The 15,454-nt window shown below is 68.9% G+C and carries 11 protein-coding genes and 1 tRNA gene; 9 read left to right on the top strand and 3 right to left on the bottom strand.

What is annotated here, in order from left to right:
* Window positions 1–60: 60 nt before the first annotated feature.
* Window positions 61–2,799: a DNA polymerase I gene (polA, locus tag STRTU_RS27130; RefSeq protein WP_159747265.1), complete on the bottom strand. Its 2,739-nt coding sequence runs from the start codon at window positions 2,797–2,799 to the stop codon at window positions 61–63.
* Window positions 2,800–3,039: 240 nt separating this feature from the next.
* On the opposite strand from polA, the gene STRTU_RS27125 reads away from it, so the two are divergent.
* The 7 genes from STRTU_RS27125 to STRTU_RS27095 all read left to right on the top strand — a co-directional run bounded on the left by STRTU_RS27125 (window position 3,040) and on the right by STRTU_RS27095 (window position 12,131).
* Window positions 3,040–5,343: an FdhF/YdeP family oxidoreductase gene (locus STRTU_RS27125; RefSeq protein ID WP_159747264.1), complete on the top strand. Its 2,304-nt coding sequence runs from the start codon at window positions 3,040–3,042 to the stop codon at window positions 5,341–5,343.
* A gap of 114 nt (window positions 5,344–5,457) precedes the next feature.
* Entirely contained in the window at window positions 5,458–5,931 is a 474-nt protein-coding gene (locus tag STRTU_RS27120; protein WP_159747263.1) for a PaaI family thioesterase, read from the top strand.
* 488 nt (window positions 5,932–6,419) lie between these two features.
* Window positions 6,420–7,640 carry a branched-chain amino acid ABC transporter substrate-binding protein gene (locus tag STRTU_RS27115; protein WP_159749593.1) on the top strand — a complete coding sequence of 407 codons (1,221 nt, stop codon included), beginning with the start codon at window positions 6,420–6,422 and terminating at the stop codon, window positions 7,638–7,640.
* Between the two features lie 117 nt (window positions 7,641–7,757).
* Window positions 7,758–8,687: a branched-chain amino acid ABC transporter permease gene (locus STRTU_RS27110; protein WP_159747262.1), complete on the top strand. Its 930-nt coding sequence runs from the start codon at window positions 7,758–7,760 to the stop codon at window positions 8,685–8,687.
* Window positions 8,688–8,692: 5 nt separating this feature from the next.
* A complete protein-coding gene (locus tag STRTU_RS27105; protein WP_159747261.1) occupies window positions 8,693–10,486 on the top strand; it encodes a branched-chain amino acid ABC transporter permease in 1,794 nt (597 codons plus the stop codon).
* A 5-nt stretch (window positions 10,487–10,491) separates the two neighbouring features.
* On the top strand, window positions 10,492–11,418 hold the full coding sequence (locus tag STRTU_RS27100) for an ABC transporter ATP-binding protein (protein WP_159747260.1): 927 nt from the start codon (window positions 10,492–10,494) through the stop codon (window positions 11,416–11,418).
* On the top strand, window positions 11,415–12,131 hold the full coding sequence (locus tag STRTU_RS27095; protein WP_159747259.1) for an ABC transporter ATP-binding protein: 717 nt from the start codon (window positions 11,415–11,417) through the stop codon (window positions 12,129–12,131). Before STRTU_RS27100 ends, STRTU_RS27095 begins: the two co-directional genes overlap by 4 nt.
* 81 nt (window positions 12,132–12,212) lie before the next feature.
* Here STRTU_RS27095 and STRTU_RS27090 read toward each other — a convergent pair whose 3' ends face one another.
* Complete coding sequence (locus STRTU_RS27090) at window positions 12,213–12,878, bottom strand: ANTAR domain-containing response regulator (protein WP_159747258.1); 666 nt, start codon at window positions 12,876–12,878, stop codon at window positions 12,213–12,215.
* Between the two features lie 84 nt (window positions 12,879–12,962).
* Between STRTU_RS27090 and STRTU_RS27085 the strand changes: the two genes are divergently transcribed.
* Window positions 12,963–13,037: transfer RNA gene (locus tag STRTU_RS27085), tRNA-Leu, on the top strand.
* 109 nt (window positions 13,038–13,146) lie between these two features.
* Window positions 13,147–13,920, top strand: coding sequence for a transcriptional regulator (locus STRTU_RS27080; protein ID WP_159747257.1), 774 nt, complete (start codon window positions 13,147–13,149; stop codon window positions 13,918–13,920).
* Between the two features lie 55 nt (window positions 13,921–13,975).
* On the opposite strand, the gene pyk is transcribed toward STRTU_RS27080, so the two are convergent.
* Window positions 13,976–15,412: a pyruvate kinase gene (pyk, locus tag STRTU_RS27075; protein WP_159747256.1), complete on the bottom strand. Its 1,437-nt coding sequence runs from the start codon at window positions 15,410–15,412 to the stop codon at window positions 13,976–13,978.
* Window positions 15,413–15,454: the final 42 nt, after the last annotated feature.

Genomic DNA, 15,454 nt, shown 5'->3' with positions numbered 1-15,454 from the left:
GGGCCGGGTTGCCGCCGGGGCGGCGCGGGGCGTCCGCGTCGCCCCGGCCCGCTTCGCCCCTCAGTGCGCCGCCGACTCCCAGTCCTTGCCGGAGCCGACCGAGACGTCCAGCGGGGCGCTCAGTTCGACCGCTGCGGCCATTTCGCGGCGGACCAGCTCCTCGACCTTCTTGCGTTCACCGGGGGCCACTTCGACGACGATTTCGTCATGGACCTGGAGCAGCAGCCGGGACTCCAGCTCGGCGGCCCGCAGCGCCGCGTCGACCCGCAGCATCGCGATCTTGACGATATCGGCGGCGGTGCCCTGGATCGGGGCGTTCAGCGCCATCCGCTCGGCCATTTCGCGGCGCTGGCGGTTGTCGCTGTTGAGGTCGGGGAGATAGCGGCGGCGGCCGAGCATGGTCTCGGTGTAGCCGGTGGCGCGGGCCTCCTCCACGACGCGCTGGAGGTAGTCGCGCACCCCGCCGAAGCGCTCGAAGAAGTTGTCCATCAGCTTGCGGGCCTCATCGGGCTGGATGCCCAGCTGCTGGGAGAGGCCGAAGGCCGACAGCCCGTACGCCAGGCCGTAGGACATCGCCTTGATCTTGCGGCGCATCTCCGGGTCGACCTGGTCCGTGCCGACCGAGAAGACATGGGAGGCGACGGTGGTGTGCAGGTCCTCACCGGAGGTGAATGCCTCGATCAGGCCCTCGTCCTCGGAGAGATGCGCCATCACCCGCAGCTCGATCTGGCTGTAGTCGGCGGTCAGCAGGGACTCGAAACCCTCGCCGACGACGAAGCCGCGGCGGATCGCCCGGCCCTCGTCCGTGCGCACCGGGATGTTCTGCAGATTGGGGTCCGTGGACGACAGCCGGCCGGTGGCCGCCACGGTCTGGTTGAAGGTGGTGTGGATCCGGCCGTCGGCGGCGATGGTCTTGATCAGGCCCTCGACGGTGGTGCGCAGCTTGGCCTGCTCACGGTGCCGGAGCATGATCACCGGGAGCTCGTTGTCGGTCTGCGCGGCCAGCCAGGCGAGCGCGTCGGCGTCGGTGGTGTAGCCCGTCTTGGTCTTCTTGGTCTTGGGCAGGCCCAGCTCGCCGAAGAGGACCTCCTGCAGCTGCTTGGGCGAGCCGAGGTTGAACTCATGGCCCGCGGCCGCGTGCGCCTCCTTCACGGCCTGCTGCACCGCGCCCGCGAACTGCTGCTCCATCCGCTCCAGCCAGCCCCGGTCCGCGGCGATACCGGCCCGCTCCATACGGGCCAGCAGTCGGCTGGTCGGCAGCTCCACATCGCGCAGCAGCTCGGCCGAACCGACCTCCGCCAGCTTCGTCTCGAACGCCGTCCCCAGGTCGAGGACCGTGCGCGCCTGCCCCATCAGGGCGTCCGCCTCGGCCTCCTCGTCCGCACCGAACGCCAGCTGGCCGTCACCGGCCGCCGCCGGGGCGAGATCGCGCCCCAGGTATTCGATGGACAGGGCGTCCAGCGCGAAGGAGCGGCGGCCCGGCTTGACCAGATAGGCGGCCAGCGCGGTGTCCATGGTGACGCCGTCGATGCGCCAGCCGTGCTCGCCGAAGACCCGCATCAGGCCCTTGGCGTTGTGCATCACCTTGGGGCGGTCGGCGTCCGCGCTCCAGGCCGCGAACGCCCGCTCGTCGGCCTCGTCGAGCCGGGCCGGGTCGAACCAGGCGGCCGGGCCGTCGGGGGCGGCCAGCGCCACCTCGGCGACGCTGCCGCTGCCCAGCGTCCACACATCGACCGTGGCCACACCCAGGGGTCCGGTGCCGTGTGCGGCCAGCCACGGAGCGAGTTCGCCCGCGCCGATGACCGTGCCGTCCACCTCGACACCGGCGGCCGGGGCGGCCTCCTCGGCGGCGTCCGCGGAGCCCGGGTCGACGGCGTGCAGCCGGTCCCGCAGGCCCTGGTTGCGGATCTCCAGGGCGTTGAGGAACACCGTGAGCGCCTCACGGTCGTACGCCTCGCGGGTCAGCTCCGCCGGGCCGCACGGCAGCTCGACATCGCGCACCATCTCCGTCAGCCGGCGGTTGAGCTTCACCGCCTCCAGGTGCTCGCGGAGGTTGGCGCCCGCCTTGCCCTTGACCTCCTCGGCGCGCTCCACCAACTCCGCGAACGAACCGAACTGGTTGATCCACTTCGTGGCGGTCTTCTCGCCGACGCCCGGGATGCCGGGGAGGTTGTCCGACGGGTCGCCGCGCAGCGCGGCGAAGTCCGGATACTGGGCGGGGGTCAGGCCGTACTTCTCGAAGACCTTCTCCGGGGTGAAGCGGGTCAGCTCGGAGACGCCCTTGGTGGGGTAGAGGACCGTGACATCGTCGGAGACCAGCTGGAAGGAGTCGCGGTCGCCGGTGACGATCGAGACCTCGAAGCCCTGCGCGGTGGCCTGCTCGGTGAGCGTGGCGATCACGTCGTCGGCCTCGAAGCCCTCGACCGCGAACCGCTTGACGCTCATCGCGTCGAGCATCTCGCCGATCAGCTCGACCTGGCCCTTGAACTCGTCGGGCGTCTTGGAACGGTTCGCCTTGTAGTCCGCGAATTCCTCGGACCGCCAGGTCTTGCGGGAGACGTCGAACGCCACCGCGAAATGCGTGGGCGCCTCGTCGCGCAGGGTGTTCGCGAGCATCGACGCGAAGCCGTAGATCGCATTGGTCGGTTGTCCCGTGACGGTGGTGAAATTCTCCACGGGCAGGGCGAAGAACGCCCGGTATGCCATGGAATGCCCGTCCATCAGGAGCAGGCGGGGACGGCCGCCCGCCGCCGCTTCGGTCCCGGTCGCTTCGCTCTTCTTCGCTGCCTTTGCTGCCACGCCCCCGATCCTGCCACGCCCCACTGACAATCCCCGCCGCGGCGGCCCCGGCCCCCGCCCGCACCCCGCCACTCCCCCGGCCCCGCACCGCCGATCCGCGCCCCCGGCGATCGCCTCTACACCTCCCCGCGCGTCCGTGACAGGATCTGTGTGCACCACAACGATCCGCCGGGTGCCGGCGGAGCGCGCACCGGCCACGGCGCAGGAGCGCGACCAGCTCACGGCTCAAGGGAGAGCGCCATGGCAGGCAAGCCGCCCGCGTCGGACCCCGTCCAGGACGCACCCGAGGTCAGCGCACCCCAGCACTCCGCCGTGGGACTGCCGGCCATCACGCACGCGCTGCGCATCTCCCAGCAGCAGATGGGCGTGCGCCGTACCGCCCTCACCCTCCTGCGGGTCAACCAGCCGAACGGATTCGACTGCCCCGGCTGCGCCTGGCCCGAGCCCCCCGGCACCACGCACACCGCCGAATTCTGCGAGAACGGCGCCAAGGCCGTCGCCGAAGAGGCCACCCTGCGCCGCGTCACCCCGGACTTCTTCGCCCGGCACTCCGTCGCCGACCTCGCGACCCGCAGCGGCTACTGGCTCGGCCAGCAGGGCCGCCTCACCCACCCCATGTACCTCGCCGAGGGCGCCGACCATTACGAGCCGGTGACCTGGGAGCAGGTCTTCGACATCATCGGTGAGGAGCTGACCGCCCTCGACTCCCCCGACGAGGCGGTCTTCTACACCTCCGGGCGCACCAGCAACGAGGCCGCCTTCCTCTACCAGCTCTTCGCCCGCGAATTCGGCACCAACAACCTCCCCGACTGCTCCAACATGTGCCATGAGTCGTCGGGCTCCGCCCTGACGGAGACCATCGGCATCGGCAAGGGCAGCGTCCTCGTGGAGGACCTCTACCAGGCCGACCTGATCATCGTCGCCGGCCAGAACCCCGGCACCAACCACCCGCGGATGCTCACCGCCCTGGAGAAGGCCAAGTCCGGCGGCACGAAGATCATCTCGATCAACCCGCTGCCCGAAGCCGGACTGGAACGCTTCAAGAACCCGCAGACCCCACGCGGCCTGGCCGGCGGCGGCACCGCGCTCACCGACCTCTTCCTCCAGGTACGCCTCGGCGGCGACCAGGCGCTCTTCCGCGCCCTCAACCGCCTCCTGCTCGACACCGACGGAGCCCTCGACGAGGACTTCATCCGCGAACACACCCACGGCTTCGAGGAGTTCGCGCGCACCGCCCGCGCCGACGACGACTGGGACGAGACGCTGCGCGCCACCGGCCTCACCCGCGAGGAGATCGAGCGCGCCCTCGCCATGGTCCTCTCGTCGAAGCGCACCATCGTGTGCTGGGCCATGGGCCTGACCCAGCACAAGCACTCCGTCCCCACCATCCAGGAAGTCGTCAACTTCCTCCTGCTGCGCGGCAACATCGGCCGCCCCGGCGCCGGCGTCTGCCCCGTACGCGGCCACAGCAACGTCCAGGGCGACCGCACCATGGGCATCTTCGAACGGCCCGCGCCCGCCTTCCTCGACGCCCTGGAGAAGGAGTTCGGCTTCGCCCCGCCCCGGGAGCACGGCCTCGATGTCGTCCGCGCCATCCGCGCGCTGCGCGACGGGCAGGCCAAGGTGTTCTTCGCGATGGGCGGCAACTTCGTGGCCGCCACCCCCGACACCGACGTCACCGAGGCCGCCATGCGCCGCGCCCGGCTGACCGTCCATGTCTCCACCAAGCTCAACCGCTCGCACGCGATCACCGGCGCCCGCGCACTGATCCTGCCGACGCTGGGCCGTACGGAACGCGACGTGCAGACCGGCCAGGACGGCAGGCCCACCGAACAGTTCGTGACCGTCGAGGACTCCATGGGCATGGTGCACGCCTCCCGCGGCCGCCTGGCGCCCGCCGGCCCCCAGCTGCTGTCCGAGACGGCCATCGTCGCCCGCCTCGCCCGCCGCGTCCTGGGCGCCGCCAGCCGCACCCCCTGGGAGGAGTTCGCCGGGGACTACGCGACGATCCGCGACCGGATCGCCCGCGTCATCCCGGGCTTCGAGGACTTCAACACCCGGGTCGCCCGCCCCGGAGGCTTCGCCCTCCCGCACGCCCCCCGGGACAGCCGCAGCTTCCCCACCGCCACCGGGAAGGCCAACTTCACCGCCGCCCCCGTCGAATACCCCACCGCCCCCGAAGGACGGCTGCTGCTGCAGACGCTGCGCTCCCACGACCAGTACAACACCACCGTCTACGGCCTCGACGACCGCTACCGCGGCATCAAGAACGGCCGCCGGGTGGTGCTCGTGCACCCCGACGACGCCCGCGAACGGGGCCTGGCCGACGGCGCGTACACCGACCTGGTCAGCGAATGGACGGACGGCAGCGAGCGGCGCGCGTCCGGCTTCCGCGTCGTGCACTACCCGACGGCCCGCGGCTGCGCGGCCGCCTACTACCCCGAGACCAATGTCCTCATCCCGCTCGACCACACCGCCGACACCAGCAACACCCCCGCCTCCAAGTCCGTGGTGATCCGCCTGGAGAGCCCCCGCGAGAACTGACCGCCCACGGGCCGGGCGGCGGGAACACCACCCCGCGCTGAGCGCTTGCTCAGGGGCCTGATAGGAACAGGCACGGATCGACGACGATCACGGGTGACGAACGGAGCCGCAGACATGGGTGAGCGCAGCACGACCACGTTTCCGCAGGAGATCCTCGACCAGTGGGCCGGCCTCGGCCTCGACCTGCCCTCGTTCTTCTCCGCCGGACACCTCGGCGAGCGGATGAGCGTGCAGGTCACCGAGGCCGCGCCGGAGCGCATCGTCGGCACCATGCCCGTCGAGGGCAACACCCAGCCCTACGGGCTGCTGCACGGCGGCGCCTCCGCCGTCCTCGCCGAAACCCTCGGCTCCGTCGGCGCCATGCTCCACGGCGGCCCCACCAAGCTCGCCGTCGGCGTCGACCTGAACTGCACCCACCACCGCGGCGTCCGCTCCGGACTGGTCACCGGCGTCGCCACCCCCGTACACCGGGGCCGCTCCACCGCCACCTACGAGATCGTGGTCACCGACGAGCAGGACAAGCGGGTCTGCACCGCCCGGCTGACCTGCATGCTCAGGGATGTGGACGCCGACGCCTACCGCGGCTGACCCGCCCGGCCCGGCCCTCCGCCGGCCACCACCACGGCCCCGCCCCCAAGTCCTGGGAGCGGGGCCGTCCGCCTGTCCGTAACGCTGCGTGACCCACGCGCGAGGCGGCGCCCCGCGCAACTTCCGTACCCCCCACGGGCATCACTGCCGGCGCGACCGGCGTATCCGCTATCCGGACACCGCTGCGTGACCGCGCGCCCAGATACGCCCGTGGAAGTGCGAGTTCGCCCTCCGCGCCGCGTTCGCCCTGCGGTGTAAGGACCATAACGGCATAACGCTCATCGAAGGTCATAACAAGAGCGTCACATCCTGGTCGGCGACTCTGCCGGTGCGGCGAACACCGGCTTAGAGTCACCGCCAGTCACCGCGCCGCCGGGCTCACCGACGAAGCACGCACCTCGCTGCCCAGCGCAGCCCGGCCGCCGCGGAACGGCCATGCGACAGCCGTGGCCGCGCCAGGGAAAGGACTGATCGTGCGTCACCGTTCCTTGCTTCTCCTCACCACCGCAGTCACCGCCGGCGCCCTCACGCTCTCCGCGTGCGGCTCCCGCGGCGACAACAAGAGCGGCGACGGCTCCAAGACCACCGTCGTCATCGGCCTCGACGCCCCCACCACCGGCGAGCTCTCCGCCCTGGGACTGGGCATCCGCAACTCCGCCCAGCTCGCCATCGACACCGCCAACAAAACCGGCGAGGTCAAGGGCATCACCTTCAAGCTCGAAGCCCTCGACGACAAGGCCCTCCCCAACGTCGGCCAGCAGAACGCCACCAAACTCGCCGGCGACAAGGACGTGCTCGGCGTCGTCGGCCCGCTCAACTCCGGCGTCGCCCAGTCCATGCAGCAGGTCTCCAAGCAGAACAACCTCACCCTGATATCGCCGGCGAACACCACGCCCGACCTCACCCAGGGCAAGGACTGGAAAGAGAACAAGCGCGTCCGCCCCTTCCCCACCTACTTCCGCACCGCCACCACCGACGAGGTGCAGGGCGCCTTCGACGGCCAGTACGCGTGGGAGAAGATGAAGGTCAAGAAGGCCTACGTGATCGACGACCAGAAGACCTACGGCGTCGGCCTCGCCTCCTCCTTCAAGGACCAGTTCGTCAAGCTCGGCGGCAAGATCGCCGGCACCGAACACGTCAGCCCCGACGACCGTGACTTCAAGGCCGTCGTCTCCAAGGTCAAGTCCGCCAAACCCGACCTGGTCTTCTACGGTGGCGAATACCCCGCCTCCGGCCCGCTCAGCCAGCAGCTCAAGGACGGCGGCGTCACCGTCCCCCTCATGGGCGGCGACGGCATGTACAGCGGCGACTACATCAAGCTCAACAAGAAGGCGCAGGGCGACTACGCCTCCTCCGTCGGCAAGCCCGTCGAAGAGCTCCCCTCCGCCAAGAAGTTCATCGCCGACTACAAGGCAGCCGGCTTCAAGGAGTCCTACGAGGCCTACGGCGGCTCCACCTACGACTCGACCTGGGCCATCATCCAGGCCGTGAAGAAGGTCGTCGCCGACAACGACGGCAAGCTGCCCGACGACGCCCGCAAGAAGGTCGTCGACGCGATGAACAAGGTCACCTTCGACGGTGTCACCGGCCCCATCGCCTTCGACAAATACGGCGACACGACCAACACCATGATCACCGCCTACCAGGTCGACAAGGGGAAGTGGGCCTCCCGCTTCAGCGCCGAATTCAAGAAGTTCGACAAGAGCTGACCCACCGCACCACCCCACCCCGGGCCGCGCCAGGACGCACCAACGCCCCCCTGGCGCGGCCCGTGGCACACCGGGAACCCCGGCTTCTCCTCACTCCCACGCAACGGAGGCCCTGCGGTGAGCGAACTGCCGCAACAGCTGGCCAACGGACTCATCCTCGGCGCGATGTACGGACTCATCGCGATCGGCTACACGATGGTCTACGGAATCGTCCAGCTCATCAACTTCGCCCACGGCGAGATCTTCATGGTCGGCGGCTTCGGAGCGCTCAGCGTCTACCTGGCGCTGCCGTCCGGTACCTCACTGATCCTCGCCCTGCCGGCCATGCTCCTCGGCGGCATCGCCGTATCCGTCCTCGTCGGCATCGCCGCGGAACGATTCGCCTACCGACCCCTGCGCGGCGCCCCACGCCTCGCCCCCCTCATCACCGCCATCGGCCTGTCCATCGCCCTCCAGCAAGCCATCTGGAAGTGGTACCCCGACGGCAAACAAGCCCGCGTCTTCCCCCAGTTCAAAGGCCACGCCTTCGAGATCCTCGGCGCCACCGTCCAACGCGGCGACCTCTTCGTCCTCGTCGCCGCCCCCGCCTGCATGATCGCCCTCGGCTTCTTCGTCGCCAAAACCCGCAGCGGCCGCGCCATGCAAGCCACCGCGCAAGACCCCGACACCGCCAAGCTCATGGGCATCAACACCGACCGCATCATCGTCCTCGCCTTCGCCATCGGCGCCGCCTTCGCCGGCGTCGCCGCCGTCGCCTACGGACTGCGCACCGGCGAGGTCCAGTTCCGCATGGGCTTCATCATGGGCCTCAAAGCCTTCACCGCAGCCGTACTCGGCGGCATCGGCAACATCTACGGCGCCATGCTCGGCGGCGTCGTCCTCGGCGTCGCCGAAGCCCTCGCCACCGCCTACATCGAGGACATACCCGGCATGGAGCAATTCGGCGGCGGAGCCTGGAAGGACGTCTGGGCCTTCGTCCTCCTCATCCTCGTACTCCTCCTGAGACCACAAGGCCTCCTGGGCGAACGCGTCGCGGATCGGGCGTGATACCGATGACCACCCACACCACCACCCCGGCCCGCGGCCTGATCCCGCTGCCCGAACGCACCGCACGCCTCCTCACCGCCGCAGGCGCCCTGGCCACCGCCGCCAGCACCGCCCTCGCCTGGACCTGGAGCAGCGACTTCCCCGGCGACCTCACCTACTACCTCTCCCCCGCCGGACTCCAGCTCATCACCCTCGTCGGCGGCGCCCTCACCCTGCTGTTCGCCCTCGCCGCACTCGGCCTCCGCGGCCTGCAATGGCTCACCCCCGCAGGACGCCACGCCCCCACCCTCCTCGCCGCCCTCGCCACCTTCGCCGCCACCTGGTTCACCCTGATCGCCATCGCCGTCCAGCTCGGCGGACTGATCAACCTCGAACCCGGCGGCGCCCTCGCCGCCCTCACCTCCCTCATCACCCTGGCCGGCGCCCTCGCACTGCCGCCCGACCAGCCCACCGACACACCCCACCGCACCCCCTGGCAGCGCTTCACCGCGAGCCTCACGGCATCCCCCCTACGGCGCCGCACCCGTGAACTCCCCTCCTGGGCCGAGATCCTGATCATCGCCGCCGCCTTCGCCGCCGGACTCCTCGCCTTCACCTACGGCATCGACACCGACGACGGCGCCCCCTTCGTCGGCTACCTGCTCTTCATGGTGCTCGCCATCCCCGCCCTCCACCGGGCCGGACTCATCGCACGGCTCACCGCACTCACCCACACCCACCGCGGCGTCGCCCTCGGCGCGGCCTTCCTCTCCGCCGCCTGCTTCCCCTTCACCCAGGACACCGACCAATACACGATCATCGGGGCCAACATCCTGATCTTCGCCACCGTCGCCCTGGGCCTCAACGTCGTCGTCGGCCTCGCCGGCCTCCTCGACCTCGGCTACGTCGCCTTCCTCGGCGTCGGCGCCTACGCCGCCGCCCTCGTCTCCGGCTCCCCCGAATCCGCCTTCGGACTCCACTTCCCCTTCTGGGCAGCCCTCCTCACCGGCGCCGCCGCCTCCCTCGTCTTCGGCGTCCTCATCGGCGCCCCGACACTGCGGCTCCGCGGCGACTACCTCGCCATCGTCACCCTCGGCTTCGGTGAGATCTTCCGCATCGCCATGCTCAACCTCAACGGCACCACCGGCCCCGACATCACCAACGGCGCCATGGGCATCCCCAACATCCCCAACCTCGAAATATTCGGGTTCAACTTCGGCGAACCCCACACCATCCTCGGCATCCCCATCGCCACCTACGGCAACTACTACCTGCTGATGATCCTCGTCACGGCCTTCGTCGTCCTCGTCTTCCGACGCGCCGCCGCCTCCCGCATCGGCCGCGCCTGGATCGCCATCCGCGAAGACGAAACCGCCGCCATCGCCATGGGCATCAACAGCTTCCGGCTCCGCCTGCTCGCCTTCGCCCTCGGCGCCGCGCTCGCCGGACTCGCCGGCACCGTCCACGCCCACGTCGTCACCACCACCACACCCGAACAGTTCCAGTTCGCCGGGCCCCAACCCCCCAACTCCGCCTTCCTCCTCGCCGCCGTCATCCTCGGCGGCATGGGAACCCTCAGCGGCCCCCTCGTCGGCGCCGCCCTCCTCTTCCTCATCCCGGCCAAACTCGACTTCATCCAGGACTACCAACTCCTGCTCTTCGGCATCGCCCTCGTCCTCCTCATGCGCTACCGCCCCGAGGGCCTCATCCCCGACCGCCGAAAGCAGCTCGAATTCCGCGAAACCGGCCAACTCGACGTGCCCGACCAGCGCCTCCCCGACGCAGACGCCACCCTCGGCGCCACCCAGGCAAAGGCGTGACGACCATGACCACAGCACCCAGCCTCGCACCCGCCACCGACAACGACACCGTCCTGCGAGCCGACGGCGTCACCATGCGCTTCGGCGGACTCACCGCCGTACGCGGCGTCGACCTCACCGTCGGCGCCGGCGAAATCGTCGGCCTCATCGGCCCCAACGGCGCCGGCAAAACCACCTTCTTCAACTGCCTCACCGGCCTCTACGTGCCCACCGAAGGCACCGTCAGCTACCGAGGCACCCGCCTCTCCCGCAAACCCCACCTCGTCACCCAAGCCGGCGTCGCCCGCACCTTCCAGAACATCCGCCTCTTCGCCAACATGACCGTCCTCGAAAACACCCTCGTCGGACGACACACCCGCACCAAAGAAGGACTCTGGTCCGCGCTCCTCCGCAGCCCCGGCTTCAAAAAAGCCGAACGCACCAGCGAAGAACGCGCCATGGAACTCCTCGAATTCACCGGCCTCGCCCACAAACGCGACCACCTCGCCCGCAACCTCCCCTACGGCGAACAACGCAAGCTCGAAATCGCCCGCGCCCTCGCCAGCGAACCCGGACTGCTGCTCCTGGACGAACCCACCGCCGGCATGAACCCCCAGGAAACCCGCGCCACCCAAGACCTCGTCCTCGCCATCCGCGCACAAGGCATCGCCGTCCTCGTCATCGAGCACGACATGCGCTTCATCTTCAACATGTGCGACCGCGTCGCCGTCCTCGTCCAAGGACAAAAGCTCGTCGAAGGCACCGCCGACGTCGTCCAAGCCGACGAACGCGTCATCGCCGCCTACCTGGGCACACCCGTCGACGACACCCCCACCCCGGACAACGCCACCGCCCCGGCAGCGGCACCCGACGCGGCAGCAGCATCCGACGCGGCAGACGAAACGGCCCCCACAGGCCGGCCGCACCAGGGACAGACCGGAGACACCCCATGACCGCACTACTCGAAGTCGAGGACCTCCGCGTCGCCTACGGCAAAATCGAAGCCGTCAAAGGCATCTCCTTCGCCGTCGAAGAAGGCCAGGCCGTCACCCTCATCGGCACCAACGGCGCCGGAAAAACCACCACCCTGCGCACCCTCTCCGGCCTCCTCAAGCCCCTCGCCGGAAAGATCACCTTCGACGGCGAACCCCTCAACGGCGTCCCCGCCCACAAAATCGTCGAACGCGGCCTCGCCCACTCCCCCGAAGGCCGCCGCCTCTTCCCCCGCCTCACCATCGCCGAAAACCTCAAGCTCGGCGCCTTCCTCCGCAAAGACGCCGACGGCATCGAAAAAGACATCCAGCGCGTCTACGACCTCTTCCCCATCCTCGGCGAACGCAGCAAACAAGCCTCCGGCACCCTCTCCGGCGGCGAACAGCAAATGCTCGCCATGGGCCGCGCCCTGATGTCCCGCCCCAAACTCCTCATGCTCGACGAACCCTCCATGGGCCTCTCCCCGATCATGATGCAGAAAATCATGGAGACCATCCGCGAACTCCGCTCCCAAGGCACCACCATCCTCCTCGTCGAACAGAACGCCCAGGCCGCGCTCTCCCTCGCCGACCAAGGACACGTCATGGAAATCGGCCGCATCGTCCACTCCGGCAGCGGCCAAGCCCTCCTCCACGACGAATCCGTCCGCAAGGCGTACCTCGGCGAAGACTGACCCCACCACGCCACAACAGCGAGCGGCCCCGCACCGGTCCACACCGGTACGGGGCCGCCCACCCGCTCACTACTACACGCCCTACTTGTCCTTCTGCTGCTTCTTCTCCTCGGCGTCCTCGATAACCGCCTCGGCAACCTGCTGCATCGACAACCGCCGGTCCATCGACGTCTTCTGAATCCACCGGAACGCGGCCGGCTCCGTCAGCCCGTACTGCGTCTGCAGAATGCTCTTCGCCCGATCCACCAGCTTCCGCGTCTCCAGCCGCTGCGTGAGATCCGCGACCTCCTGCTCCAGCGTCCGCAACTCGGTGAACCGGCTCACCGCCATCTCGATCGCCGGAACCACATCGCTCTTCGAGAACGGCTTCACCAGATACGCCATCGCACCCGCGTCCCGCGCCCGCTCCACCAGCTCACGCTGCGAGAACGCGGTCAGCATCAGCACCGGCGCGATGCTCTCCTCGGCGATCTTCTCGGCCGCCGAGATGCCGTCCAGCACCGGCATCTTCACGTCCAGGATCACCAGATCGGGACGGTGCTCCCGGGCCAGCTCCACGGCGGTCTGCCCGTCCCCGGCCTCGCCGACGACGGTGTAGCCCTCCTCCTCCAGCATCTCTTTGAGATCGAGACGGATGAGGGCCTCGTCCTCGGCGATCACGACCCGCGTGGTCAGCGGCGGGACATGCGACTGATCGTCATCGGCGACGGGCTGCTCGGGCTCGGCGGCGCTCACGGGACTCCTCATTCCAGGCAGGTGGTGCCCCATGAGCCTACCCATCTCCTGTAAGGTGGTCCCACAGCAGGTAGGCATTAACCTTGGATTCCGTTGGCCCCGGTAGCCCAATTGGCAGCAGGCAATGGATTCAAAACCCATACAGTGTCGGTTCGAGTCCGACCCGGGGCACTTCACCTTCGATTCCAAGGTCACCTGAGATTCGAGGATGTTCGCTCAATAGAGCGAACATCGGCTCGACCAGGACTGAGAAGGCCCCTCTCGCTCCAAGCTCGCATATATGTACGACCGCAGTACGCGCGAGCAGACCCTCGCCCTCGTCGCCCAGGGCCGCAGTCTCAACTCCGTGAGCAAGCAGACCGGAATATCCCGCTTCGCCATCCGCTCCTGGCAGACCAGGGTCGAGCCCCTCTCCCGCAGGACCGAATGCCCGCGATGCGAGCGGGTGCCACGCCCACCTGAGGCGGCCACGGCATACGCCTACTTACTCGGCCTCTATCTCGGGGACGGATGCCTCAGCAAACAGCCGGGGCGTCGCGGATACGCGCTCCGGATTGCCTGCGCGGACGCCTGGCCGGGGCTCATCGCGACCTGCCGGGAGGCGATCAAGGCGGTCCGGCCGATGAACAGCGTGTGCAATGTCCAGTGCCAGGGCTGCGTCATGGTGACGAGCTACAGCCACCACTGGCCGTGCCTCTTCCCCCAGCACGGACCGGGCAAGAAACACGAGCGGCGGATCCAACTCGACGCCTGGCAGCAGCAGATCGTGGACGACCATCCGTGGGAGTTCCTGCGCGGGCTGATGCACTCCGACGGCTGCCGGATCACCAACTGGACGACGCGCACGGTCGGCGGCGAGCGCAAGCGCTACGAATACCCCCGGTACTTCTTCACCAACAGGTCCGTCGACATCGTGCGGCTCTACACCGACACCCTCGACAAGGTCGGGGTGGAGTGGAAGTCCGGCCGGCAGTCCCGCAGGGCGGAGAACATCTCCGTCGCCCGCAAGGCATCCGTGGCCCTCATGGATCAACACATCGGGCCGAAGTACTGACGGGGACGGCAGTCAGGTACCTCGGCCCAGGGGGAGCGTGGTGCATGGGGTGGGGCTACTTCGGGGTGTCGTCCTCGCCGATGTGGTGGACGCGGACGAGGTTGGTGGAGCCGGGGATGCCGGGCGGGGAGCCGGCGGTGATGATGACGACGTCGCCCTTCTGGCAGCGGCCGATCCGGAGGAGTTGTTCGTCGACCTGGGCGACCATCTCGTCGGTGGAGTTGACGGTGGGGCCGAGGAAGGTCTCCACGCCCCAGCTGACGTTGAGCTGGGAGCGGGTGGCCGGGTCGGGGGTGAAGGCCAGCAGCGGGATGGGCGAGCGGTAGCGGGAGAGGCGGCGGACGGTGTCGCCGGACTGGGTGAAGGCGACGAGGAGTTTGGCGCCGAGGAAGTCGCCCATGTCGGCGGCGGCGCGGGCGACGGCGCCGCCCTGGGTGCGGGGCTTGTTGGCTTCGGTGAGCGGCGGGAGGCCCTTGGCGAGGAGGTCTTCCTCGGCGGCTTCGACGATGCGGCTCATGGTTTTGACGGTTTCGGTGGGGTATTTCCCGACGCTGGTTTCGCCGGAGAGCATGACGGCGTCGGTGCCGTCGATGACGGCGTTGGCGACGTCGGAGGCCTCGGCGCGGGTGGGGCGGGAGTTGTCGATCATCGAGTCGAGCATCTGGGTGGCGACGATGACCGGTTTGGCGTTGCGCTTGGCGAGTTTGATGGCGCGCTTCTGGACGATCGGCACGGTTTCGAGGGGCATTTCGACGCCGAGGTCGCCGCGGGCGACCATGATGCCGTCGAAGGCGGCGACGATGTCGTTGATGTTGTCGACGGCCTGGGGTTTTTCGACCTTGGCGATGACGGGCAGGAAGCGGTTTTCCTCGCGCATGATGCGGTGGACGTCTTCGATGTCGCGGCCGCTGCGGACGAAGGAGAGGGCGATGATGTCGGCGCCGTAGCGCAGGGCCCAGCGGAGGTCGTCCTGGTCTTTTTCGGAGAGGGCGGGGACGGAGACGGCGACGCCGGGGAGGTTGAGGCCCTTGTGGTCGGAGACCATGCCGCCTTCGATGACCTTGGTGTGGACGTGGGGTCCGTCGACGCCGGTGACTTCGAGGGTGACTTTGCCGTCGTCGACGAGGATGCGTTCGCCGGTGGTGACGTCGGTGGCGAGGCCGTGGTAGGTGGTGCCGCAGAGGTGGCGGTCGCCTTCTACGGCGGGTTCGACGGTGATGGTGAACTCGTCGTCGCGTTCGAGAAGTACGGGGCCTTCGCGGAATCGGCCGAGGCGGATCTTCGGGCCTTGAAGATCGGCGAGGATGCCGACGCTGCGGTGGCTTTCTTCGGATGCTTTGCGGACCCGGTCGAATCGCGCTTCGTGGTCGGCGTAGGTGCCGTGGCTGAGGTTGAAGCGGGCGATGTCCATTCCGGCGTCGACGAGGGCTTTGATCTGCTCGTACGAGTCGGTGGCGGGTCCCAGAGTGCAGACGATCTTTGCTCGGCGCATGTTTCGACTCTATGACTTACCGAGCGGTAGGGAACGGTGGCG

Origin of the sequence: Streptomyces tubercidicus (assembly GCF_027497495.1) — a bacterium.
GTDB lineage: Bacteria > Actinomycetota > Actinomycetes > Streptomycetales > Streptomycetaceae > Streptomyces > Streptomyces tubercidicus.
The sequence above is the reverse complement of the archived record's forward strand: the minus strand, read 5'-3'. Positions and strand labels throughout refer to the sequence as shown.

Bases quoted from the DNA above. Each gene is read 5' to 3' on its own strand.
- STRTU_RS27080 (WP_159747257.1), top strand. From the start codon at position 13,147: ATGTACGACCGCAGTACGCGCGAGCAGACCCTCGCCCTCGTCGCCCAG.
- STRTU_RS27090 (WP_159747258.1), bottom strand. From the start codon at position 12,878: ATGAGGAGTCCCGTGAGCGCCGCCGAGCCCGAGCAGCCCGTCGCCGAT.
- STRTU_RS27100 (WP_159747260.1), top strand. From the start codon at position 10,492: ATGACCACAGCACCCAGCCTCGCACCCGCCACCGACAACGACACCGTC.
- STRTU_RS27120 (WP_159747263.1), top strand. From the start codon at position 5,458: ATGGGTGAGCGCAGCACGACCACGTTTCCGCAGGAGATCCTCGACCAG.
- pyk (WP_159747256.1), bottom strand. From the start codon at position 15,412: ATGCGCCGAGCAAAGATCGTCTGCACTCTGGGACCCGCCACCGACTCG.
- STRTU_RS27125 (WP_159747264.1), top strand. From the start codon at position 3,040: ATGGCAGGCAAGCCGCCCGCGTCGGACCCCGTCCAGGACGCACCCGAG.
- STRTU_RS27105 (WP_159747261.1), top strand. From the start codon at position 8,693: ATGACCACCCACACCACCACCCCGGCCCGCGGCCTGATCCCGCTGCCC.
- STRTU_RS27095 (WP_159747259.1), top strand. From the start codon at position 11,415: ATGACCGCACTACTCGAAGTCGAGGACCTCCGCGTCGCCTACGGCAAA.